Genomic DNA, 22,697 nt, shown 5'->3' with positions numbered 1-22,697 from the left:
CCCCTTTCAGTACGTTCCGGCTGCGCACAGCGAGCGAACTTCATGCAGATCTACGTCAAAGACGACGTCGAAACCGCCGAAGTCGGTGTCCGACTCCAGAAGCTGTCGGGCTGCGGATTCGAGGAGTGTGAGATCAGCGTGGACCTCGTGACCGGTTGCCGCTGCCTGGAGCACGCCGCGCGGGTCGCCGGCCCTCAGCGCCGCGATGAGCTTCTCCTCGGCCTCAGCCGCGCCGGGCACAGGAGCCAGCGGCGCATCCTCGGAGGCTGCCACGGAGAGGTCGATCGGGATCAGCAGGTTCTCACTGCTGCCCAGGGGCCCAAGCCGTACTCCGGCGGCATCGGCATGCAGATATGCCACAGCCACGCCCGGATGGGCCTTTTCGCTGGTCTCACGATCAGCAGCGCTGAGGGCATTCACGGCCTCCACCCATGCCTGACCATCGAGCCGTAGCCCAGTGCGAGCCTCGATGCCGCGGTCGATGCCCAGGCCGCCCAGACCAGCAACTGGAGGAAGTGCTTCGATGGGCAGAGCCCAATCCGGGCGCCGACGGAGAACATCCTCGATCGCCGAGCGCAGTTCAGCGGTCCTGGACGTCTCACTGCGGTCGATGTCGTGCAGCAGAACGGGAGCCGCAGGGATGATGGCAAATGATCCCATCTCAGCCGCGGGGGCGGAGCGTCGGCATTCCCAGGTTCGTGGAACCGCCTGCGCTCTGACCCGGGGCAGGGATGCCGCAGCTGTCGGCCTGTGCCCTGTCATATGCGTCGCCGGCACGCGATCGACGGAGCGCGAATCCGGAATCGGCGAGGAGGAAGTAGGGCTTGGCCTCGGTCACAGTGGCGGTGACGAAATCGCCGGGGCGTGGGAGCGACTCTCCTTCGGGGATGCCGACGTGGACGAGCCTGTTGTCGGCCGAGCGGCCGGTGAGCCGAGGCGAGTCGTCGTGGGGCAGAGTCGTGACGAGCACTTCAACCTCACGGCCGATCTGCGCGGTGTTCTCCTCCCAGGCGATCTCGTCCTGGAGGGCGGTGAGCCGTTCGAATCGCTCCTGCACGACCTCTTTGGGGATCTGATCGTCCATCGTCGCCGCCGGAGTGCCCGGGCGGATCGAGTACTGGAAGGTGAATGCTTGGGAGAACCGGGCGCGACGGACGATGTCCATCGTGCCTTGGAAGTCCTCTTCGGTCTCACCGGGGAAGCCGACGATGATGTCGGTGGTGATGGCGGCGTTGGGGATGCGCTCACGGACGTTGTCGAGGATGCGCATGAAACGGCTCGTGCGGTAGGAGCGGCGCATGGCCTTGAGGATGGAGTCCGAGCCAGACTGCAGCGGCATGTGCAGCTGCGGCATCACTGTCGGCGTCTCAGCCATCGCGTCGATGACGTCGTTGGAGAACGAAGCCGGGTGCGGGCTCGTGAAGCGGACGCGTTCGATTCCCTCCACTTTTCCCACGGCACGCAGGAGCTTGGCGAATGCGCCTTTGTCTCTGAATTCCGCACCGTAGGAGTTGACGTTCTGACCCAGCAGCGTGACTTCGACGACGCCGTCGGCCACCAGTGCTTCGACCTCGGCAAGTATGTCGCCGGGCCTGCGGTCCTTCTCCTTGCCGCGGAGACTGGGCACGATGCAGAACGTGCAAGAGTTATTGCATCCGACAGAGATCGAGACCCAGCCGGAGTGCTGTGATTCGCGTCGACTCGGCAGGGTCGAGGGGAACACGTCGAGGCTTTCGAGGATCTCGACTTGGGCCTCCTGGTTGTGCCGGGCCCGTTCGAGCAGCGCCGGCAGGGAACCCATGTTGTGTGTGCCGAAGACGACATCGACCCATGGAGCCTTCTTGACGATCGTGTCGCGGTCCTTCTGCGCCATGCATCCGCCGACAGCGATCTGGAAGTTGGGATTGCGCTCCTTGACGTGGGCGAGCTGACCCAGGTTGCCGTAGAGGCGGTTGTCCGCGTTCTCTCGCACGGCACACGTGTTGAACACGACGACATCGGCCTGGTCGTCGCTGGCAGCGGGCACGTAGCCCGCATCGTCGAGGAGTCCGGATAGACGTTCGGAGTCGTGCACGTTCATCTGGCAGCCGTAGGTCTTGACCTCGTAGCTGCGCTGCGTGTTCTCGGTCGAGGTCGGTGAGTCAATCAGTTCAGTCATGGCGCCATCATTCTATCCGCTCAGCGGAGTTTCGAGGCCTCAGTCCTCGGCGAGTACTTCGCGGGTGACCTTGATACAGATCGAGGAGGAGAAACCGCGGCGGGCGAGCATACCGAGGATGCGGCGTTCGCGCACCTCATAATCGAGCTGCCGGGTCGAGGCGGCCTTCTTCTCTGCAACCTGACGGGCCAGGTCTTCCTCACCGTCGACCTCGTCGACGGCGTCAGAGATGAGTTCTGGCGAAATGCCCCTCTTCTTCAGCTCACGTTTGAGCACGGAGCGGGAGAGTTTGCGCCGCTCGCGGTGAGCGCGGACATACCGGTGAGCGAACTCTTCGTCATTGAGCAGTTTGGACTTCTGCAGCTTCGCGATGAGATCGTCGACAGCATCGGAAAGGTAGTCGCGCTTGATCAGTTTCTCGCGCAGTTCTGCACTCGCATGGTCACGCATGGCCAGCATGTTCATGGCCGTCTTCTTCGCCTTCGCATACGACGTGTCGTAGTCGGGCTCTTCGTCATCGCCGTCAGTGTCGAACGACAGTGCATCCGCGAATGACGGCACGTCATCGGACAGTGTCTCGTTACCGGACGACGTATCGCCGGCTGCATCCGCAGTTGAGGCTGACAACCGCCTCGAACGAGAACGTGCGCCGGAACCCGAGTCGGAGCCCGAGCCGGAATCGAGGTCGGGATCCGACTGGAGGCTGAAGAAGCCGGATTCCCCGTCCGCGTGCCGTTGATCGATCTCGTCGATGGCCTGACGGAGTTCGGTGAGTTGGTCTGCCTGCGCAGGCGGACCCGCCGAGTCGCGATTCACGGGCATCGACTCGACGGGTCCACTCTCACAGTCCTGGCGGTCAGGAGACTTCGACGTCATTCGACTGTGGTGTCTCGGCGGTTGCGTCCCCTGCTGCCTCAGCGTCGGCTTCGGGCTCGTCGACCTTGATCAGGCCCATCTTGTGCTTGATCTTGAGCTCGATCTCCTCAGCCAGGCCTGGGTTGTCGCAGAGGAAGGTTCGCACCTTCTCCTTGCCCTGTCCGAGCTGGTCCCCGTCGTAGGTGAACCATGAGCCGGATTTGCGAATGATCCCGTTGTCAACGCCCATATCGATGAGGCTGCCTTCGCGGGAGATTCCGTGGCCGTAGAGAATATCGAACTCGGCCTGCTTGAACGGTGGCGCGATCTTATTCTTGACGATCTTGGCGCGAGTCCTGTTGCCGACCGCGTCCTGACCCTCTTTCAGGGTCTCGATGCGACGGACGTCGATGCGCACCGAGGCGTAGAACTTCAGGGCCTTGCCGCCCGAGGTCGTCTCGGGTGATCCGAAGAAGACGCCGACCTTCTCACGCAGCTGGTTGATGAAAATCGCGGTGGTCTTAGACTGCGCCAGAGCACCTGTGATCTTGCGCAGCGCCTGCGACATCAGTCGAGCCTGGAGGCCGACGTGGCTGTCGCCCATCTCGCCTTCGATTTCGGCCTTCGGCACGAGCGCCGCGACCGAGTCGATGACGATGACATCGAGTGCGCCTGAGCGGATGAGCATGTCGGCGATCTCGAGGGCCTGCTCACCGGTGTCCGGCTGTGACACGAGCAGCTGGTCGGTGTCGACTCCCAGCTTCGCCGCGTAGTCGGGATCGAGAGCGTGCTCAGCATCGATGAAGGCTGCGATTCCGCCGGCTTTCTGCGCGTTCGCGACAGCGTGCAGGGCAACCGTCGTCTTACCGGATGATTCCGGTCCGTAGATCTCAACGACGCGACCGCGCGGCAGACCGCCGATGCCCAAAGCGATGTCGAGGGCGATCGAACCGGTCGGAATGCAGGCGATCGGCTCGCGGATTCCGTCGCCAAGGCGCATGATCGCGCCCTTGCCGTAGTTGCGGTCGATCTGCCCCAGCGCGGCGTCGAGCGCCTTCGAGCGGTCGCCGCCGGTTGGGATCTGCAGGTTCTTGGGTGTACGAGCCATGATCTCTCCTAAAGTGTCGTTTTCCTTTGAGACCAAGGCTAGAAGATGGCACTGACATAACGACAGAGGAACGCATTCCCCCGTGGATAACCAGCCACTCATGATCACAGGTCCCGTGAATCATTACCAGCATAACCGACATGGGAACAAGTGTTCTATATATCGGCGCGTGTCGCGTCCTCGGCCACGCCTGAGGCGATGAAGCCGCCAGTCAGCCCGGAGCTAAAACAGCCTGGAGCTAGAACGGTCTGGAGCGCGGCTTCTCTTTGCCGAGGCGGCGTGACTCGGGCACTCCGCTCGCGTCGCAGACGGCAGTCCAGATGTCGCGAGGTTCGATACCTGCTGCGAAGGCCTCTTCGGCGGTGCGCGAACCCAGGCTGCTCAGAGCCAGGTCGGTATGCAGGGATGCTGCTCGAGCCTCGCCGAATTCCTCGTTCATGAGGATCCAGTAAAGAGTGTGGCGCATCAGGGTTTGGCGGCCAGGCGCGGTGCGGAATATCCGCCACGGCGACCCAAGATCTTATCCGAGAGCTCCTGCGGGATGGTATCCGGAATCTGGACACCCTCTTCGAGCGCGAAGCGGTCGGAGACTGCGGTCAGCAGAGACGACAGCGGCAGATCGAGCGCTTCGCAGATGGCCGAGAGCAGCTCTGAGGAAGCTTCCTTCTGTCCGCGTTCGATCTCGCTGAGGTACCCCAACGAGACGCTGGCTCCCATGGAGACATCGCGGAGCGTGCGGCCCTGGCGGCGGCGGGCGGAACGAAGTGCGTCACCGATTTCTACTCTCAGTAACATGATGTGTCCCTCCCTTTGTCTGCGCGAACCGTCTTGATCGTTGCCTCAACTTTACAGCCCGGTCGCGACCGAGCGCCAACCTGGGTGCCTTGCCTGTCGGTTTTGCCAGTCCATTCGAAGGAACTGGTCCGTGTTCGTCCAAGTGTCATCACTCGGTCAACCGCCCCAGCATCGAACTTATTCCGTCGGGGCTCCCGCGGCGTCGGCGTCTCCACCAGCACCGAACGTCAGATGGGTGACGAATTCGTCGAGGTTCGTCAACATCGCGGACACGGTGGCGCTGCGGATTGCTTCTCTGTCGCCGGAGAACCGATGCTCGAAGACCTTGGCCTTCCCGGCAAAGGCGATGGCGGTGTAGACGAGACCGACGTCCTTGCCGTCCTGGGGATCGGGTCCTGCCACACCGGTGCAGGAGACGCCGATGTCCGCAACGCACTTCCGCGCAGCTCCGGCCGCCATCTGTGCGGCGACGACCGGATCGACCGGGCCGGTCTCCTCAAGATGATCGGCATCGACACCGGCGAGGCTGGACTTGAGGTCGGTCGCGTACGTGACCAGTCCACCGCGCACGACTGCTGAAGCTCCTGGGACGTCGACGAGGCTGGCGACGAATCGTCCTCCGGTCAGCGATTCCGCCGAGGCGAGAGAGAGGCCCATCCGAGTGCAGGTGCTGATGACGTGCTGGCTGAGCGTGAAGAGTTCGGGATCACTCATCGGCTCACCGAGTGTGCGGATCGACCGGACCGCTGCCACCGACCGGACCGCTGCCTGCCTGGCCGTCAGCCGGGCCATTGCGATTCCCGGAGGACTCCCCCGCGTGTGAGTCCTTGGCGAGCTTCGCCGCCTGGAGACAGTAGTCGATGCCGGTCACGACGGTGATGACGATCGCGGCGGCCATGATCAGCCACGCGAGGATGAGGACGACGAAGGTCACTGCCTCGGGGACGATGTGGGCCAGCGGACGCAGGAGCAGGAACAGACCGATCGCCACGGTCTGCACGACGGTCTTGATCTTGCCGCCGCGCGAGGCGGGCATCACGGCGATGCGGATCATGAAGAATCGCAGCACCGTGATGCCGAGCTCGCGAACAAGGATGATGACGGGGACCCACCAGGGGATCTCCGCAATGATGGCCAGGCCGATGAGCGCGGCGGCCATGAGCGATTTGTCCGCGATCGGGTCGGCGATCTTGCCGAAGTTCGTCACGAGATTGTATTTGCGGGCAAGATCCCCATCGAGCTTGTCCGTGGCCATGGCGAGCAGGAAGACGCCCAGCGCCCACCACCTCGTGGTCATGTCCTGTCCCCCATCGGCCAGGAGCAGGATGAGGAAGACAGGCACGAGCAGAATGCGCACGACTGTCAGGGCGTTGGGAAGGTTCCAGGGACTCGGCTCGGCCGCGACCTGTCCTGTAGGGCTGTTGTCTGCTCGATCACTCACCACTCAAGCCTATCCGAGTGACATGTGAAAGGCGGCATGAGAAAGGCGTGGAGCCGACCTGCCGTCTCCAGCAGTCGACTCCACGCCTCACGCATGTCCGGCGCTGACGCCGGCTCGTCTGCACTCAGTGTCCGGTGAGCTCCCAGGCATCCTCGCCGCTGGCCTCGACGACCTCGAGTCCTGTCTCCGGGTCGACGCCTCCGACGTCGAGGTCAGCGGCATGGCCGACCCCGGTGGCATAGCGGTCCGTATACCCGGACTGCGAACCCGCAGCCTGTTGTCCGGAGGCCTGCGGAACAGGCGTTGCGCTCGATGCGCCGAAGTCTTCGAACTCCTCGTCGAAGTCACCGGCAGCGGAGACCGCATAGCCGTCGGTCCTGCCCTGACGTCCGGAGCCATCCGCCTGACCAGCGCCGCCCGGAGTCGGTGCCTGGTCCGGCGAGTCGTCCGGAGGCGTCTCGCCCTTGATGATGGCGAGTGTTCCGGGAAGGTCTTCCGGACGGACCAGGACGTCGCGGGCCTTCGAACCCTCGGAGGGTCCGACGATTCCGCGCGATTCCATGAGGTCCATGAGTCGACCGGCCTTGGCGAATCCGACGCGCAGCTTGCGCTGGAGCATCGAGGTCGACCCGAACTGTGTGGTGACCACCTGCTCGGCGGCCTGAAGCAGCAGCTCGAGGTCGTCGCCGATCTCCTCGTCGATCTGCTTCGTCGGCTTCTCGACCGCGACGTCTTCGCGGTAGTTCGGCTTGAGCTGACCTTTGACGTGGTCGACGACCTTCTCGATCTCGGACTCGTTGACCCAGGCACCCTGGACGCGCATCGGCTTCGCCGCCCCCATGGGCAGGAACAGGGCGTCACCCTGACCGATGAGCTTCTCAGCACCAGGCTGGTCGAGCACGACTCGCGAGTCGGCCAGCGATGAGGTCGCGAACGCCAGGCGCGAGGGCACGTTGGCCTTGATCAGACCGGTGACGACGTCGACGCTGGGGCGCTGTGTGGCGAGCACCAGGTGGATACCGGCCGCACGGGCCAGCTGGGTGATGCGCTGGATCGACGCCTCGACGTCGCGCGGGGCGACCATCATCAGGTCGGCGAGCTCGTCGACGACGACCAGCAGGTACGGGTAGGGCTGGAGCACGCGCTCCGATCCCGCCGGAACCTGGACGCGTCCCTCGCGGACGGCCTTGTTGAATTCCTTGATGTGCTTGAACCCGAAGTTCGCGAGGTCGTCGTAGCGGGCGTCCATCTCACGCACGACCCATTCGAGCGCCTCGGCGGCTTTCTTCGGGTTCGTGATGATCGGGGTGATCAGGTGCGGGATGCCTTCATAGATCGTCAGCTCCACGCGCTTGGGGTCGACGAGGATCATGCGCACCTCGTCGGGCGTGGCACGCATCATGATCGAGGTGATCATGGAGTTCACGAAGCTCGACTTACCGGCACCGGTGGCACCGGCGACCAGGAGGTGAGGCATCTTCGACAGGTCAGCGACGACGAATCCGCCCTCGACGTCCTTGCCCACACCCATGACCATCGGGTGCTCGGTTTTGCGCGCGGCCTTCGACCGCAGCACATCGCCGAGGGCAACGTTCTCACGGTCGGAGTTCGGAATCTCGATGCCGATGGCCTTCTTGCCGGGGATCGGCGAGAGGATGCGGACATCGGCGCTGGCCACCGCGTAGGCAATGTTCTTGGACAGCGCCGTGACTTTCTCGACCTTCGTGCCGGCGCCCAGCTCCACCTCGTAGCGGGTGACCGTTGGTCCCCGCGAGAAGCCGGTGACCTGGGCGTCGATCTTGAACTGGTCGAGCACGTCGCGCAGGGCCTCGACGACCCTGTCGTTGGCCTCGGAGCGCTCCTTCGCAGGAGGACCGGGCAGAAGGTTGTCCGAGGCGGGCAGCGTGTAGGTGACGTCCCCGGCCAAGGTCAGCTGCTCCACGCGTTCGGGCAGCTGCTCGGTCGGTGGGGGCGCCGGGTTGCTCGTCGCGGGAACAGGCGCCGAGGCGGCACCCGGCTTGGGCTTGTGCGCCACCGTGGCGGCGTCGTCGTCCATCCCGATGGTCTTCTTCAGCGCTGCGGTCTCCCGCTCGGCCTTGGTCGGGCGACGTTCGCCGGGCTTGAACTTCGGCTCGGTTTCGATGACCGTCGTGTCGGCCTCTTCGTCGCTGACGTCGTTCTCGTGGATGTAGGCCTTGTCGTAGGCCTTGTCCGCGATATCGTCGTCAACCGATGATGGGGAGTCGACCCCGGGGATCTCGGTCTTCTTCTTCCGGCTCCGACGCTTGCTGCCCATTACGGGTTTGAGGCTCGAGGTCCGAGCGTTGTCGGCGACGAGATCGGTCGGGTTGCCGTCGGCATCCACCTCGCCGGTCTTCTCCGGGCGGGCTCCCCCGGTCAGGCGCAGGTAGAGGTCCGTCAGTCTCTGGGGAATCGCCCGTACGGGTGTCGCGGTGATGACCAGCAGGGAGAAGAGGCCGAGCAGGACCAGGAGCGGGACTGCCACGTAGATCGTGGTCGCTGTGACCAAGGGTGAGGAGATGACGAAGCCGAGGGCTCCGCCGCCGTTGGCCATGGCCTCTCGCGAATTCACGAAGCTGGGATTGCCGGCGGCGATGTGCGCCAGGCCGGAGGCCGCGAGGAGGGCGAAGATGAGACCGATGAGGATCCGGTTGTTGCCCCGGTTGTCGTCTCCGCGCAGGAACAGGCGGATCGCGTATCCGGTGAAGATCGCCGGCAGTGCCAGGGCCACGCGGCCGAAGGTGCCTTCGACGATATTGCGGACGATGTCGCTGATCGCGCCCGGGATGTTCCACCATTCGAATGCCGCGATGATGATCGAGAGCCCGATCAGGAAGAACGCAGACCCGTCCCTCTTCGTCGGTGAATCGGTCGGTTCGTCACTGAGTGTCTTTCGCGCACGGTTTCCGGCCATGTGGGCCACTCCCCTCCACGCACCGGTGACAACGTTTGTCCCGGGGTCTTCTGTCCCCGCTTGTCCGGTGCGACCAGCATTTTTGCGCGCTGGGCGTTTCCCGGTACCAGAAGCGGGGGAAGTCGTTCTGGTCGCCATGGTTCTCATCTTAGGGCGATTATGCGGTCCTGCCCAGTAAATCCGCAGGGTTCGGCGCGCCGAAACCTCGCCCCAAGAGGCCGATATCTCACCGCGAGAGCAGGTCAGAGGCTCCGGCTCCGGTCAGCGAGGCGTCGAGGAGTTCGATCGTGTGAGCGGTCGGCAGGGTGTCCTCTCCACGCCTGCGCAAAGCGTCGGTGACCTGGAGCAGACAACCCGGGTTGCCGGTGACGACGAGGTCGGCTTTGGTAGCAGCGATGTTCGTCGCCTTCTTGTCGCCGAGTTCACGGGCCGCCTCTGGCCGCACGAGGTTGTAGATGCCCGCCGATCCGCAGCACGTGTCCGCATCCCGGATCGGTGCGATCTCGAGTCCTGGGATCTGCCCGAGCAGCTCGCGCGGCGGATTGCGCACACCCTGGGCATGCGAGAGGTGGCAGGCGTCGTGATAGGCCACCCGCAGGTCACCGTTGGTGCCAGCAGCGTCGGCCACGGGATGGCGCGGGGCTTCGGGTCCGAGTTCGACGAGGATCTCGGTCACGTCCCGCACTTTGCCGGCAAGCACCTCGGCGCGGTCGGCATAAAGGGGATCATTAGCGAGGATGTCCGCATACTCCTTCATCGTCGACCCGCATCCTGCGGAGTTGACGACGAGGTAGTCGACCTCGGCCGACTCGAACGTGTCGACGATCCGGCGGGCGAAGTCCTCCCCCTCCTCGGCACGACCGGCGTGGACCGACAGGGCCCCGCAGCATCCTTGGGACTTCGGGACGACGACCTCGCAACCCTCCATGTTGAGCACACGCGCGGTTGCGGCATTGACCTGCGGATAGAAGGTGCGCTGGACGCAGCCCAGCAGCATCCCCACACGAGACCGGACGGGCAGGGCCTGGCCCTCGGCGGTCCGCGGAAGACTGACCTCGGGGATCGTGACGTTTCTGGTCACCGGCGGGGCGATGGCCTCCATCGTCGCCAAGGTGGGTGAGAGCCGCTCGAGGATCTTCGACTTCCGCACCAGCGAGGACAGACCGGTGCGCTGGTAGAGCTTGAGCGGGCCCAGCAGCGCCTTGAGCCTGTCCGGGTAGGGAAAGAGCTGGAAGATCGCTTCGCGCAGGCCATTCTCTGCACGGCTGCGGTGGTGCTTGCCGTTGCGTTCGACCTGACCGCGCGTGGCCTCGATGAGCTTGTCGTACTGGACGCCGGACGGGCAGGCGGTCACACAGGCCATGCAGCCCAGGCACGCATCGAAGTGCTCGACCATCGCAGCGTTCATCGGCCCGTTCTCCAGACCCTCCTGCATCAGGTAGATGCGTCCGCGCGGAGAATCCTCCTCCCGGCCCCACAACTGATAGGTGGGGCAGGCAGGAAGGCAGAATCCGCAGTGGACACAGTCGGAGATAAGACTCGGGTCCGGCGGGTTGAACACGTCGAAGGCCGAGTGGTCGATGGCAGGCGGTGCCATCTGCATGGTCGCCTGGCCGGCCGAAGCCATCGTGACTTCGGCCGGTGTCGGTCCGGTCGTTTCACTGGGCGCTGCGCCACCTTGGCAGCCGCCTGCACCACCGCACTCACATGACATCACAATCCTCCAGTTCCGCGTCCGGGTGAAAGCAGACCGTCCGGGTCGAACTGGTCCTTGATCGTGCGCATCAGCCCGAACCCGGGGATGTCGCCCCAGACATCGACCTCATCCCACACCGCAGGAGGTGCGCACAGCACAGTCGCAATCAGCTGCTTCCGGTCCCAGGTCCGCAGATGTTCGAGAACCACGCGAGTCGCGATCGCAGGGTCCGTGTCGGGGGCGCCGACACCGAGATCGAAGACTCCCATGGCGGACCCCCGCAGCTGGATCGGATAGCCGATGGCGTCCTCGAGCCGGGCGATCTGCGCCACCAGCTCCGGCACCAGCGCAGGTGAGACCGAGGCCCGTATCGTCACAGGTGCCTGAGCCCGCCGTGCCCACCAGCTCGGTTCGAAGCCCGACTTCGCGCCGGGGTTGGCCTCGATGATCTGCCGGGTTCGGGACTCGACGGACTCAGGGAGGCCTTCGACCATGACGACGGTCGTTGCCTGGGCACCCGGGGACCGGTCGATTTCGACTGCCGCCGGCGCCACCTGGGAGCCGAGGACTCCGAGCGCAGCCTCGGCGCCGGGAATCTCAACGAAACCCTGGGCCTGGGCCTTCGGATACAGCCGGATCGCGGCACTCGCGATGATCCCCAGCGTGCCCCAGGACCCGGTCATGAGCTTCGACAGATCGTAGCCGGCCACGTTCTTCACAACCTTGCCCCCGGCCTTCGCGATGGTGCCGTCGGCGAGGACGACGGTGATGCCGAGGACGACCTCGCGCAGTGGCAGGCGGCCGATTCGTCGTGGCCCCACGGCCCGGGTGGCGATGGCGCCGCCCAACGTCGACCCGGAATCGACCCGATCCGCGGGAAAGTCCGAGAGGAGTTCCTGGTCCCCGGTTTCAGCGACGTCCTTAAGGTCGGCGATCCTCGCCCCCGCCTCGGCGACCATGATGAGGTCCCCCGGCGAATGCTCGATCACTCGGTTGAGTCCGCTCATGTCGATCAGGAGGCTCGGGGTGTCACCCGGCGGATGGTCGTCGAGGGCGCTCCCGCCGCCGTAGACCGCGACGGTCCTGCCGTCGGCGTGGGCCTGGGAGACGAGTTCGGAGAGTTCGCCAATGCTCTCGGGGCGAACGAGCCTGGGCAGCGTCTGAGTCAAAACAGCTCCGCCTTTCCTGCCGCCTGCAGGGGGTGCTCCCCCGATGTCCGCCGAGGCGGTTCGCCACAGAGTCGGGGCGTCGGGAAGATCTTGCCGGGGTTCGACAGGTGGTCCGGGTCGAAAGCACAGCGCAGGATCTGCATCGTGTCGAGGTCCTCGTTCGTGAACATTCGGGGCATGAATTTCGCTTTGTCCGACCCCACGCCGTGCTCGCCGGTGATCGACCCGCCTTCGCTCAGGCACAGGTCGAGGATGCGCCCCGAGGCGGTCTCTGCCAGTTCGGTCTGTCCCTCTTTCGAGCCGTCGAAGAGGACCAGCGGGTGAAGGTTTCCGTCGCCGGCGTGGAAGACGTTGGCGACCCTGACGCCGCACTCCTCGGCGATTCGGGAGATCGAGGACAGCACCGGGCCCAGCCTGGACCGCGGAATCACACCGTCCTGGACGATGTAATCGGGGCTGATGCGTCCGACCGCTGCGAAGGCGGACTTGCGGCCCTTCCAGATCAGACCGCGCTCGGCATCGTCGACGGCGACCCTGACCTCTCCGGCACCGTGATCGCGGGCACGGGCGATGACCGTCTCCCGTTCGAGTTCGACGTCGATGGCCGGTCCGTCGAGCTCGACGACGAGGACAGCTCCGGCTCCTTGCGGATAGTTGCAGGCCACCGCCTTCTCCGCGGCCTCGATGGCCAGTGCGTCCATCATCTCGATGGCGGCGGGCATGATGCCTGCGGAGATGATGTCGCTGACCGCCTGGCCGGCCGCGTCGGTCGATTCGAAGCCGATGAGCAGCGTCTCCACGGCTTCGGGCAGCCGAGTCAGGCGCACGGTCACCTCGGTGACGATGCCCAGAGTTCCCTCGGACCCGCAGAGCACACCGAGGAGGTCGAAGCCGGGATATTCGGGTGCGTCGCCGCCGATCTCGACGATCTCCCCCTGTGCGGTGACCAAGGTCAGGCCGGTGACGTGGTTGGTGGTGAAGCCGTATTTGAGGCAGTGCGCCCCACCGGAGTTCTCGGCCACGTTGCCGCCGATCGAGCACACGCTCTGGCTCGAGGGGTCCGGGGCGAAATAGTATCCGTCGGGATTGGCCTCATTGGAGAGATTGAGGTTGATCACCCCTGGCTGCACGATTGCACGCTGGGCCAGCGGATCGATATCGAGGATGTCTCGCATCGTCGACATGACGATGAGCACGCCCTCGGCGTGCGGCTGGGCGCCTCCGGACAGGCCTGTGCCCGAACCGCGGGCGACGAAGGGAACATCGAACTCATGGCAGGCACGCACGGTCAGGGCCACCTCGGCGGTCGAGGTGACGCGCACGACGAGCGCTGGAACGGTCTTATGCACGGCCAGGCCGTCGCACTCGTAGGTCCGCCGCTCGGTCTCGTCGGTGACGATCGCACCGGCCGCCAGATGCGGCTCGATTCGGCCGAGGACCGCGTCGATCCGGTTCATGACCACTCCCGCCCGAGTTGCACTGTCACGTCGCTGTGCTTCTGCACCTTTGCATCGTTGTCCACGAGCTTAACGAAGAACGTCCCCGAAAATGTGCTCTGCAGCACATTTTTCGGAGACGTTCTGCGTGGTGAGACTCCTGACCCAGATCGGATCAGGGCATGCGGGCGTAGGCCGGCAGGGTGAGGAAGTCGACGTATTCGTCGGCCACGGCCACGGACAGGAAGGTGTCCGTGGCGTCCTTCCAATCGGATTCCTCACCGGGCAGCTTTGCGACCTCTTCGGCCACGATCTGGCGCACGAGGTCGCCGGTGACGGTGACTCCGGTGTCGAGTTCGACTCCGGCGTCCATCCACTGCCAGACCTGCGAACGCGAGATCTCAGCGGTGGCCGCATCCTCCATGAGTCCATGGATGGCCACGGCGCCGTTGCCCTCGAGCCAGGCGCGCAGGTACTGGATGCCGACATTGATATTGGTGCGCAGTCCCTTCTCCGTCATGGAGCCCGGGGTCGACTTCACATCGAGGAGATCTGCCGCGGTCACGGAGACGTCCTCGCGCTTGTTCTCGATCTGGTTGGGGTTCTCGCCCAGCGTTTCGGTGAAGACTTCCTTGCACAGGGAGACCATACCGGGGTGGGCCACCCAGGAGCCGTCGAAGCCCTTGCTGGCCTCACGGGACTTGTCTTCGCGGACCTTGCTGAACGCAGCTTCGTTCTCGTCCTTGTCCTTCGAAGGCACGAAGGCACTCATGCCGCCGATCGCGTGAGCACCGCGCTTGTGGCAGGTGTGCACGAGGAGTTCGGTGTAGGCGCGCATGAACGGCACCGTCATCGTGACATCCGAACGGTCAGGCAGCAGGTAGTCGGAGCCGCGGGACCGGAAGTTCTTGATCACGGAGAAGATGTAGTCCCAGCGACCGGCGTTGAGTCCCGAGGAGTGCTCACGCAGTTCGTAGAGGATCTCCTCCATCTCGAAGGCCGCGGGGTAAGTTTCGATGAGCACGGTCGCGCGGATCGTGCCGCGAGCCAGGCCGAAGGCATCCTCGGCATGGTCGAAGACCTGGTTCCACAGACGAGCCTCGAGGTGCGACTCCATCTTCGGCAGGTAGAAGTACGGGCCTTTGCCCTTCTCGATCTGGATCTGCCCTGCAGTGGAGAAGTAGAGAGCGAAGTCCACGAGCGAACCCGAGGTCTCTTCGCCGTCGATGCGGATGTGCTTCTCCGGCATGTGCCAGCCGCGAGGACGCACGACGATCGTCGGCAGCTCCTCGTCGGGGGCCAGCGTGTACGACTTACCCTCAGGTGAGGTGAAGTCGATCTCGCGGTTCAGGGAGTCGAGCAGGTTGATCTGGCCGCCGATGACCGAGTCCCACTGCGGGGTGTTCGCGTCTTCCTGGTCGGCCAACCACACCTTGGCGCCGGAGTTCAGCGCGTTGATCGTCATCTTCTTGTACGTGGGGCCGGTGACCTCGACGCGGCGGTCTTCGAGGCCGGGAGCCGGCGGTGCGACCTGCCAGCTCGGGTCATTGCGGATCTCGGCGGTCTCGGGAAGGAAGTCGAGGTTCGCGCCGGCTGCGATCTCGGCTTGGCGCACCTTGCGGGCTTCCAGACGCTCGAGTCGGGTTCCGTTGAACTTGCGGTGCAGTTCTGCGATGAGTTCGAGTGCCTTGGGGGTGAGCACCTTCTCTGCCCCGTCCGGCAGCTCTCCGGTGATCTCCATGCCTGCTGGGATGTCCAAGCTCTCAATTTGTGCAGTCATCGGTCGTTCTCCTTAGTCAGCACCTCTACGGTGCGTCGCTGATCGCTGGGCAACGGGGTTTTGCCTGCGAAACTTTCGCATCGTGAAATTGTTTGTTCACACACCGAAAGAATAGGACGTGACGCACCTCTCGTCAAACCCCTCTCCCGTCGTGAGACGAGCCGTCAGCGAAACGAAAACCGCCCGCAGGCACCCAGGAGAGGGCGCACCGCGGGCGGCAATTCGATGACCGGGTAACTCAGACGATGACGACCATCGGCACGATCATCGGCTTGCGACGCAGCTTCGATGACGCCCAGCGCCCGACCGTGCGGCGCACGACCTGCTGGAGCTGGTACTGGTCGGTGTTTCCGTCCTTGAGGGCATCCTCGACGGCCTTCGTGACCTTCGGCATGATCGAGTCGAAAACGTCGTCGGACTCGGCCACACCGCGGGCGTGGATCTCGGGTCCGGCGATGAGCGACTTGGACTGGCTGTTGATGGCCATGAAGATCGTGACGAAGCCTTCGCCCGAGAGCACGAGACGGTCCTTGAGGTCCGCCTCGGTGATCTCACCGACAGACGAGCCGTCGACGAAGACGAAGTTGCAGTCCACTGCACCCACAACCTCGGCGTGGCCGTCCTTGAGGTCGACAACCCAACCGTCATCAGCGAGGACGATGTTGTTCGGATCGACTCCGGTCGCCTCGGCGTGCCTGGCGTTGGCCAGCATGTGCCGCCATTCTCCGTGGACAGGCATGACGCCGCGGGGCTGGACGATGTTGTAGCAGTAGAGCAGCTCGCCGCCGGAGGCGTGGCCGGACACGTGGATCTTCGCATCGGCCTTCGAGATGACACGGGCACCGAGCTTCATCAGGCCGTTGATGACCTTGAACACGGAGTTCTCGTTGCCGGGGATGAGCGAGGAGGCGAGGATGACGGTGTCGCCGTCGCCCACCTCGACGCGGTGGGAGCGGTTGGCCATGCGCGAGAGCGCGGCCATCGGCTCACCCTGCGAACCGGTGCACATGAGCACGACCTGGTCGTCGGGCAGCTTGTCGACCTCTTTGATGTCGATGAGCGCACCCTTCGGCACGTTGAGGTAACCGAGGTCCTCGGCGATCTTCATGTTGCGCACCATCGACCGGCCGACGAGAGCGACCTTGCGGCCGTGCGCATCAGCGGCGTTGAGCACCTGCTGCACGCGGTGGATGTGCGAGGAGAACGAGGCGACGATGATCCGTCGTTCAGCGTGGCCGAAGAGGTTCTCGAGGACGGGCCCGATGTCCTTTTCCAGAGCGGTGAACCCGGGGACCTCGGCGTTCGTCGAGTCCGTCATGAACAGGTCGACGCCTTCCTCGCCGAGGCGGGCGAAGGCACGCAGGTCCGTGATCCTGCCGTCGAGCGGCAGCTGGTCCATCTTGAAGTCACCGGTGTGGAGGATGTTGCCGGCGCCGGTGCGGATGAAGACGGCGAGCGCGTCGGGGATCGAGTGGTTGACGGCGACGAATTCGAGGTCGAAGGGACCCAGCTGATCGACGTCATCTTCTTTCACCACGCGGGTGATCGGCTTGATCCGGTGTTCTTTGAGCTTGGCCTCGATGAGCGCGATCGTCAGGTTCGACCCGAGGATCGGAATATCGCCCTTGCGGCGCAGCAGGTAGGGCACTGCACCGATGTGGTCTTCGTGCCCGTGGGTCAGGACGAGTCCGACGATGTCGTCGAGACGATCATCGAGGTACGAGAAGTCAGGGAGGATGAGGTCGACGCCCGGCTGGTCCTCTTCAGGGAAGAGCACGCCGCAGTCGACGATGAGAAGTTTGCCGTGGTACTCGAACACGGTCATGTTGCGACCGACCTCGCCGAGTCCGCCGAGAGCGACGATGCGGACCGCTTCCCGATCCATCTTCGGCGGCAGCTTGAGTTCTTGGGTCAATGCATTATTCACTGAGGTAACCACTCCTGGTCAATTGGGCGGTCACGAATGCCATCTGTTCCTCATCTGCTGGGAGCAGCGGCAATCGCGTACCGCGGTTGTCAAGTATTCCTTGGGCCTGCAATGCGGCCTTCGCCGAGAGGACACCCGGCATGTGATTCATGAGCGCGTCGACCATGTCTGCGGTTTCGAATGCGAGCGCGCGGGCTGTACTCAGATCGTTGTCGGCCACGGCCTTGACCATGGCGGCGAACTTGTCGGTGCACACGTGCCCGGCCACCGACACGACGCCGAGGGCGCCGATGGACAGCAGCGGCAGGTTGAGCGCGTCTTCACCTGAGTAGTAGACGAGTGACGAATGGTTCATCACCTGCATCGAGGCGAAGAGGTCGCCCTTCGCGTCCTTGACCGCGAGGATGTTCGGATGGTCTGCGAGTTCGAGCAGAGTCGCCGTGGTGATCGGCACTCCCGAACGTCCGGGAATGTCGTAGAGCATGACGGGCAGGTCGGTCGAATCCGCGGCCGCACGCATGTGGGCTGCGATCGCCGGCTGGGTCGGCTTCGAGTAGTACGGGGTGACGATGAGGATGCCATCGGCTCCGGCCGCCGCCGAGCGCTGGCTCAGGTCGATCGTGTGCGCGGTGACGTTGTTGCCGGCACCGGCGATGATCCTGGCTCGTGAGCCGACGACGCCGCGCACGACGTGGAGGAGTTCGATTTTCTCATCGTCGGTCGTCGTCGGTGATTCGCCGGTGGTTCCCGACACCACGAGCATGTCGTTGCCCATATCGACGAGGTGGCTCGCCACCTTCTCCACAGCCGGATAGTCAATGCTTCCATCGTCCTTGAACGGCGTCACCATAGCCGTGCCGACGGTACCGAAAGCATCTATTGCAGCAGTCGCTGCGCTGTCACCGAGAATCGCCATGGTTCAAGGATACCGCCCGAAGTCCACGACTGCCGCAGCGGCCATGCGCGCGCCACCGGTCGATTGTATGTCGGCATCTGACTCACCCGACCTCGCACGCGACTGCGCGCCCCGCTCCTGCACCAGCTCCTCAGACGACTTCGGCCAGCGCGCTCGCCGCCGTCAGCCCCTCGAACACCGCTTCCTCCACGGTTCGCGGGGCCACAGCGTCGCCGATGGTCCGCACCGAGGCGCGCCCGAAGTCCAGATCGGGCGTCACCGATCGTGGCGCTCCGGAGACGACCGTGGCAGCGATCCCGTCGACTTCGTGCACGATCTCACACAGCGTCGACTGCAGATAGCCGGTTTGGCCGTCGACTCCGACCAGACGGGCATCGTTGAGGAAGTCGACGCCTGCCCGCAGCGCCTGGGACACCAGCAGGGTCCGCGTGTACTGCTGGATCGCGGCTCCTGCGAAGTTCGCAGCGGTGGCCAAGGTCACCCGCGTTCCAGCCTCGGCCAGACGCAGCGCGATGCCCAACCCGATCCAGTCCCCCTTCCAATCGGTGACGAGGATCCGGCCGCGCGGCAGGTCCGGTTCCGTACTCAGATAGTCCCTGGCCCCGATGACGACGGCGTCGTCGTCGATCTCGAGGTGCGGCATCCGCTGCCTCGCCCCGGTGGCAATGATCACATGCTCAGGTGCGATCTCGTCGACGATCGTCTGGGTCACCGGGGTCGAGGTGCGGATGTCCACGCCGGCCCGTTGCGCCTCGGCGCTCAGGTTCGTCGCGGCTCCCCCGAACTCGGAACGATAGGGCAGCATCTGCGCCAGCAGAACGGCCCCGCCGAGGTGGGGCTCGCGTTCGCAGAGAACGACGTCATCGCCCTGTTCGGCTGCCACCGCTGCGGCTTTGAGCCCGGCCGGTCCCCCGCCGATGACGAGGATCCGTCGTCGGGTGCGTACGCTCGGCCGCGGCAGGAACGTGCGCTCTCGGCCCGATTCCGGATATTGGATGCAGGAGATGGGCACACCCTGCTGGAAGTGGCCGATGCACGCCTGGTTGCAGCCGATGCAGGCGCGGATCTCGTCGACGGCGTCGCGTTGGGCCTTGCCCGCCATCTCCGGGTCGCAGATCATGGCCCGGGTCATGACCGCCATATCGGTCCGGCCCTCGGCAATCGCCCTCTCCGCCTCATGCGGTTGGTTGATCCGGCCGGCGACCATGACCGGTTTGTCGGTGATCTTCTTGACCTGCTCGGACAGATTCGCCGCATACGCGGCTGCGATCTGCATCGAGGGCACGATGTGCACGGCTCCCTGCAGGGTCGAGGAGTCTCCGGCGGTGATCGAGAAGTAGTCGAGGCAGTCTGTGCCCCCGGTCGTCAGCGCGTCGAGATGCTCGATGAGGTCGAGGACCTCGGCGGCGACGAGCCCGTCCTCGGTCTTCTCCTCCCCCGAGATCCGCAGGCCCACCACGACGTCAGGTCCTACTGCCGCACGGACCCCGGCGACCACCTCGGCGAGGAAGCGACGACGATTGGCCGGACTGCCACCGTATTCGTCGGTGCGGGTGTTGATGCGCGGATTGAAGAACTGGATGGGCAGATACCCGTGGCTGGCCACGATCTCGACGCCGTCGATTCCCGCATCGGTGATGCGTTTCGCGGCCGCAGCGTACCCGGCGATGATGTCCTTGATCGTCGCGGTGTTCAGGGCCTCTGGAACGAGCGAGAAGCGTTCCTGCGGTTCATCGCTGGGAGCCACTGCGCGGGGAGCCATTCCGCGCTCTCCGTCCATGACCTCACGCCCCGGGTGGAAGAGCTGGGCGAAGATGGTCGCACCGTGACGGTGGACCGCCTCGGCGACGGACGTGTATCCGGCCACCGCCGAGTCGTCGGTGGCCATGAGCACATGGTTCGTGTACCGGGCGGTCTCGTGTACGCCCGATACCTGGAGGACGATGAGTCCGCAGCCTCCGGCCGCCCGCGCCTGGTGATAGGCGATGAGGTCCTCGCCGATGCTCCCGTGATCGTCGAGAACCGTGTCGTGGCCCGAGGAGACGATGCGATTGCGGATCGTGCGAGGCCCCAGAGTGATGGGTTCGAACAGGTGCGGGAACAATTGGGACATCATCGTCCTAGATGTAGGTGGAGAATGCCTGACCCACCATCTGTATCACGATGCCTCTCAGATGGTTAGGGACAGCAGCCGGACCGCCCGGTCAGAGGTCGCGACCCGAGGGCTTGAAGGTGTCGCAGCTGCCGAGACCCTCTTCGTATCCGGCGCTGAACCATTTCTGACGCTGCTCGCTCGAACCGTGGGTGAAGCTCTCCGGATTGACCGAGCCGGACTGTTCCTGGATGTGGTCATCGCCGACGACGAAGGCCGCGTTGAGCGCATCCTTGAGTTGCGCTTTGGTGGGAGTTTCGAGGTAAGGGGTGCCGTTGTCATCCGTCAGCGTGGTCACGTCGCCCAGCCAGGCACCGGCGTAGCAGTCGGCCTGAAGTTCGGTGCGCACGCTGTTGCTCGCGGCTCCGGTGCCGTCGTTCGGGTGGTCGCTCATCGTGCCGGTGATGTTCTGGATGTGGTGGCCCCATTCGTGGCCCACGATGTAGAGCTGCGCGAGCTCTCCCGCCGAGGCGCCGAACTGGTCGCGCATGAGATCGAAGAAGGTGGGGTCGATGTAGACGCCCTGCTCGGGTGGGCAGTAGAAGGGGCCGACCGCGTTCGAGGCGGTGCCGCACTGCGTCGAGGTCTGACCGTCGACGACGGTGAGCTGAGGCGGCTGGTAGCCGTCGACGTGCTGTTCCCAGTAGTCGTCGAGGACAACCTGGGCTCCGGCCATCCGGCAGTCCGTGGACGCATTGGCGTCTTCGCCAGTGTCGCATTGGGCCAGACTCTGCCCGTTCGAAGACTGCGATCCCTGGTCGCCCCCGCCCAGGCCGTCGCCCATGAGTCCGGTGACGTCGACGCCGAGGAGCGGGCCGATGAGGAAGACGAGGAGTCCGACGACGCCGATGCCGCCGCCTCCGACGATGGCCGTGTTGCGTCCCCGTCGACTCGTCTTGTGGCTGCTGATGTCAGCATTCGGATTGAAGGTCATAGCCATAAAGATACAACGCGATCGCGGCGATGGAGCGGATGCGAGCCGATCACGGTTGGGATGGCCTCCAGCGGAGGGCGACCCGACCGTGTGAGAATCGTTCCATGAGCACTCACCGCCCCACCGCCTCGGCGACGGTCCTGGGACGACTGGCCCCTCCCGGACGGCTCATCGCCCTCGACGTCGCCCGCGGGATCGCCCTATTCGCTATGATGATCACCCACATCATCGCTCTCTCCGATGCCGACGGGATGCCGACGTGGGCCGCGGTCTTCGCCGGTCGCGCCTCGGCGCTGTTCGCTGTTCTGGCCGGATGCTCCCTGGTGCTGTCCACGCGCTCGCGGCTCTTGGTGTCCGGGCGTCTGCGCGATACCGCGCCGAGCGTGCTCATCCGAGCTGCGGCGATCGTCCTCATCGGACTGTGCCTGGGCACGGTGTCGGGTCTGCTCGCGGTGATCCTCGTCAATTACGGCGTCATGTTTGCGATCGCTGTGCTGTTCCTGCGTCTGCGGGCGCGGACCCTTTTCGTCATCTCCCTGGCGTGGATGGTCCTCAGCCCTGTCATCTCGATGCTCATCCGCAGCGAGCTCGGGCTCGAATCCGAGTACCTGTCGATGTCGTTCTTCGATCTGGCGACGCCTGCGGCGATGCTGCGCGAACTGCTGCTGACCGGCTACTACCCGATCCTGCAGTGGCTGTCCTTCATTCTGTTGGGCATGGCTGTGGCGAAGGTCGAGATCGCCAGGCACCTGATGTCACTCTTCGCTGCCGGGCTCGGATTGATCCTGCTGGGCAGAGGCGTCTCGTGGCTGCTGCTCACCTTCGCCGGCGGCGGTTCTGCCCTGGTGCGGGTGTCGCAGCTGTACGGGACGGATCTCAAAGCGGCGCTGTTCACCGGCAGCTACGGGGTCACTCCGACGACCTCGTGGTGGTGGTTGGCGATCGCGGGTCCGCATTCGGGGACGCCGTTCGATCTGCTCTCGACGGCAGGGACGGCTGTGACGGCCATCGTCGCCTGTCAGGCGATCGTGATGCTGCTGGACCGGCGGACGTGGGTGCTCGCGCCGTTGAGTGCACCGGGTTCCATGCCGTTGAGTGTGTATTCCGGCCACGTCGTCCTGCTCGAAATGACCCGCCCCTGGGCGCTGGGGACATCGGCGTCAGGTGAGGGCACGAGCGGCGCTCAGATGAGCGAGCTCCTCATCCATGTGGCGGTGTTCGTCATGCTCGCGCTCGGGTGGAAGGTCGCCGTCAGCTCGCGCGGACCCTTGGAGTCGGGGATCGCCGCGATCATCAGAATTGCCACGCCGGTGCCTGCCGCGCTGCCTGCCGCGCGAGATGCGCGGGATGCGCGGGATGCGCGGGATGCGCGGGGCGAGTAGCCGCGCGAGATGC

The 22,697-nt window shown here is 64.8% G+C and carries 18 protein-coding genes; 1 reads left to right on the top strand and 17 read right to left on the bottom strand.

Features of this window, described 5'->3' with window-relative positions; all coding sequences use genetic code 11:
* Nucleotides 1-6: 6 nt before the first annotated feature.
* From MPN20_RS10355 to MPN20_RS10275, 17 genes are all read right to left on the bottom strand, one after another.
* A complete protein-coding gene (locus tag MPN20_RS10355; RefSeq protein ID WP_242781805.1) occupies nucleotides 7-660 on the bottom strand; it encodes a hypothetical protein in 654 nt (217 codons plus the stop codon).
* Nucleotide 661: 1 nt separating this feature from the next.
* Nucleotides 662-2,158, bottom strand: a complete 1,497-nt coding sequence (gene miaB, locus MPN20_RS10350) for a tRNA (N6-isopentenyl adenosine(37)-C2)-methylthiotransferase MiaB (RefSeq protein WP_242781803.1) — start codon at nucleotides 2,156-2,158, stop codon at nucleotides 662-664.
* 39 nt (nucleotides 2,159-2,197) lie between these two features.
* Nucleotides 2,198-2,980 (bottom strand): regulatory protein RecX, encoded by a 783-nt coding sequence (locus MPN20_RS10345; RefSeq protein ID WP_242781802.1) that lies wholly within the window; start codon nucleotides 2,978-2,980, stop codon nucleotides 2,198-2,200.
* A 34-nt stretch (nucleotides 2,981-3,014) separates the two neighbouring features.
* Nucleotides 3,015-4,121 (bottom strand): recombinase RecA, encoded by a 1,107-nt coding sequence (recA, locus tag MPN20_RS10340; RefSeq protein WP_242781801.1) that lies wholly within the window; start codon nucleotides 4,119-4,121, stop codon nucleotides 3,015-3,017.
* 238 nt (nucleotides 4,122-4,359) lie between these two features.
* A complete protein-coding gene (locus MPN20_RS10335) occupies nucleotides 4,360-4,587 on the bottom strand; it encodes a DUF3046 domain-containing protein (RefSeq protein WP_242781793.1) in 228 nt (75 codons plus the stop codon).
* Complete coding sequence (locus tag MPN20_RS10330) at nucleotides 4,587-4,919, bottom strand: helix-turn-helix transcriptional regulator (protein WP_347566822.1); 333 nt, start codon at nucleotides 4,917-4,919, stop codon at nucleotides 4,587-4,589. Before MPN20_RS10330 ends, MPN20_RS10335 begins: the two co-directional genes overlap by 1 nt.
* Before the next feature lie 174 nt (nucleotides 4,920-5,093).
* Complete coding sequence (locus MPN20_RS10325) at nucleotides 5,094-5,630, bottom strand: CinA family protein (protein ID WP_242781789.1); 537 nt, start codon at nucleotides 5,628-5,630, stop codon at nucleotides 5,094-5,096.
* A 4-nt stretch (nucleotides 5,631-5,634) separates the two neighbouring features.
* On the bottom strand, nucleotides 5,635-6,357 hold the full coding sequence (gene pgsA, locus MPN20_RS10320) for a CDP-diacylglycerol--glycerol-3-phosphate 3-phosphatidyltransferase (protein ID WP_242781787.1): 723 nt from the start codon (nucleotides 6,355-6,357) through the stop codon (nucleotides 5,635-5,637).
* A gap of 124 nt (nucleotides 6,358-6,481) precedes the next feature.
* Complete coding sequence (locus MPN20_RS10315) at nucleotides 6,482-9,292, bottom strand: DNA translocase FtsK (protein WP_347566821.1); 2,811 nt, start codon at nucleotides 9,290-9,292, stop codon at nucleotides 6,482-6,484.
* A 226-nt stretch (nucleotides 9,293-9,518) separates the two neighbouring features.
* The gene (locus tag MPN20_RS10310; RefSeq protein WP_242781783.1) at nucleotides 9,519-11,006 is read right to left on the bottom strand and encodes a heterodisulfide reductase-related iron-sulfur binding cluster; all 1,488 of its coding nucleotides are present in this window, start codon (nucleotides 11,004-11,006) and stop codon (nucleotides 9,519-9,521) included.
* A complete protein-coding gene (locus tag MPN20_RS10305) occupies nucleotides 11,006-12,157 on the bottom strand; it encodes an FAD-binding oxidoreductase (RefSeq protein ID WP_242781781.1) in 1,152 nt (383 codons plus the stop codon). Before MPN20_RS10305 ends, MPN20_RS10310 begins: the two co-directional genes overlap by 1 nt.
* A complete protein-coding gene (locus MPN20_RS10300) occupies nucleotides 12,154-13,614 on the bottom strand; it encodes an FAD-linked oxidase C-terminal domain-containing protein (RefSeq protein ID WP_242781779.1) in 1,461 nt (486 codons plus the stop codon). The genes MPN20_RS10305 and MPN20_RS10300 overlap by 4 nt, the downstream gene beginning before the upstream one ends.
* Nucleotides 13,615-13,768: 154 nt before the next feature.
* A complete protein-coding gene (aceB, locus tag MPN20_RS10295; RefSeq protein WP_242781777.1) occupies nucleotides 13,769-15,373 on the bottom strand; it encodes a malate synthase A in 1,605 nt (534 codons plus the stop codon).
* A 238-nt stretch (nucleotides 15,374-15,611) separates the two neighbouring features.
* Nucleotides 15,612-17,258 (bottom strand): ribonuclease J, encoded by a 1,647-nt coding sequence (locus tag MPN20_RS10290; protein ID WP_242781824.1) that lies wholly within the window; start codon nucleotides 17,256-17,258, stop codon nucleotides 15,612-15,614.
* 34 nt (nucleotides 17,259-17,292) lie between these two features.
* The gene (gene dapA / locus MPN20_RS10285; RefSeq protein WP_242781775.1) at nucleotides 17,293-18,216 is read right to left on the bottom strand and encodes a 4-hydroxy-tetrahydrodipicolinate synthase; all 924 of its coding nucleotides are present in this window, start codon (nucleotides 18,214-18,216) and stop codon (nucleotides 17,293-17,295) included.
* A 130-nt stretch (nucleotides 18,217-18,346) separates the two neighbouring features.
* Nucleotides 18,347-20,329, bottom strand: coding sequence for an FAD-dependent oxidoreductase (locus MPN20_RS10280; RefSeq protein WP_242781773.1), 1,983 nt, complete (start codon nucleotides 20,327-20,329; stop codon nucleotides 18,347-18,349).
* Nucleotides 20,330-20,420: 91 nt separating this feature from the next.
* A complete protein-coding gene (locus tag MPN20_RS10275) occupies nucleotides 20,421-21,302 on the bottom strand; it encodes a neutral zinc metallopeptidase (RefSeq protein ID WP_242781771.1) in 882 nt (293 codons plus the stop codon).
* A 104-nt stretch (nucleotides 21,303-21,406) separates the two neighbouring features.
* Between MPN20_RS10275 and MPN20_RS10270 the strand changes: the two genes are divergently transcribed.
* Nucleotides 21,407-22,684 (top strand): heparan-alpha-glucosaminide N-acetyltransferase domain-containing protein, encoded by a 1,278-nt coding sequence (locus MPN20_RS10270; protein ID WP_242781769.1) that lies wholly within the window; start codon nucleotides 21,407-21,409, stop codon nucleotides 22,682-22,684.
* The last annotated feature ends 13 nt before the right edge of the window (nucleotides 22,685-22,697 follow it).

The sequence above is a fragment of the Brevibacterium sp. ZH18 genome (assembly GCF_022748595.1).
Taxonomy (GTDB): Bacteria; Actinomycetota; Actinomycetes; order Actinomycetales; family Brevibacteriaceae; genus Brevibacterium.
The sequence above is the reverse complement of the archived record's forward strand: the minus strand, read 5'-3'. Positions and strand labels throughout refer to the sequence as shown.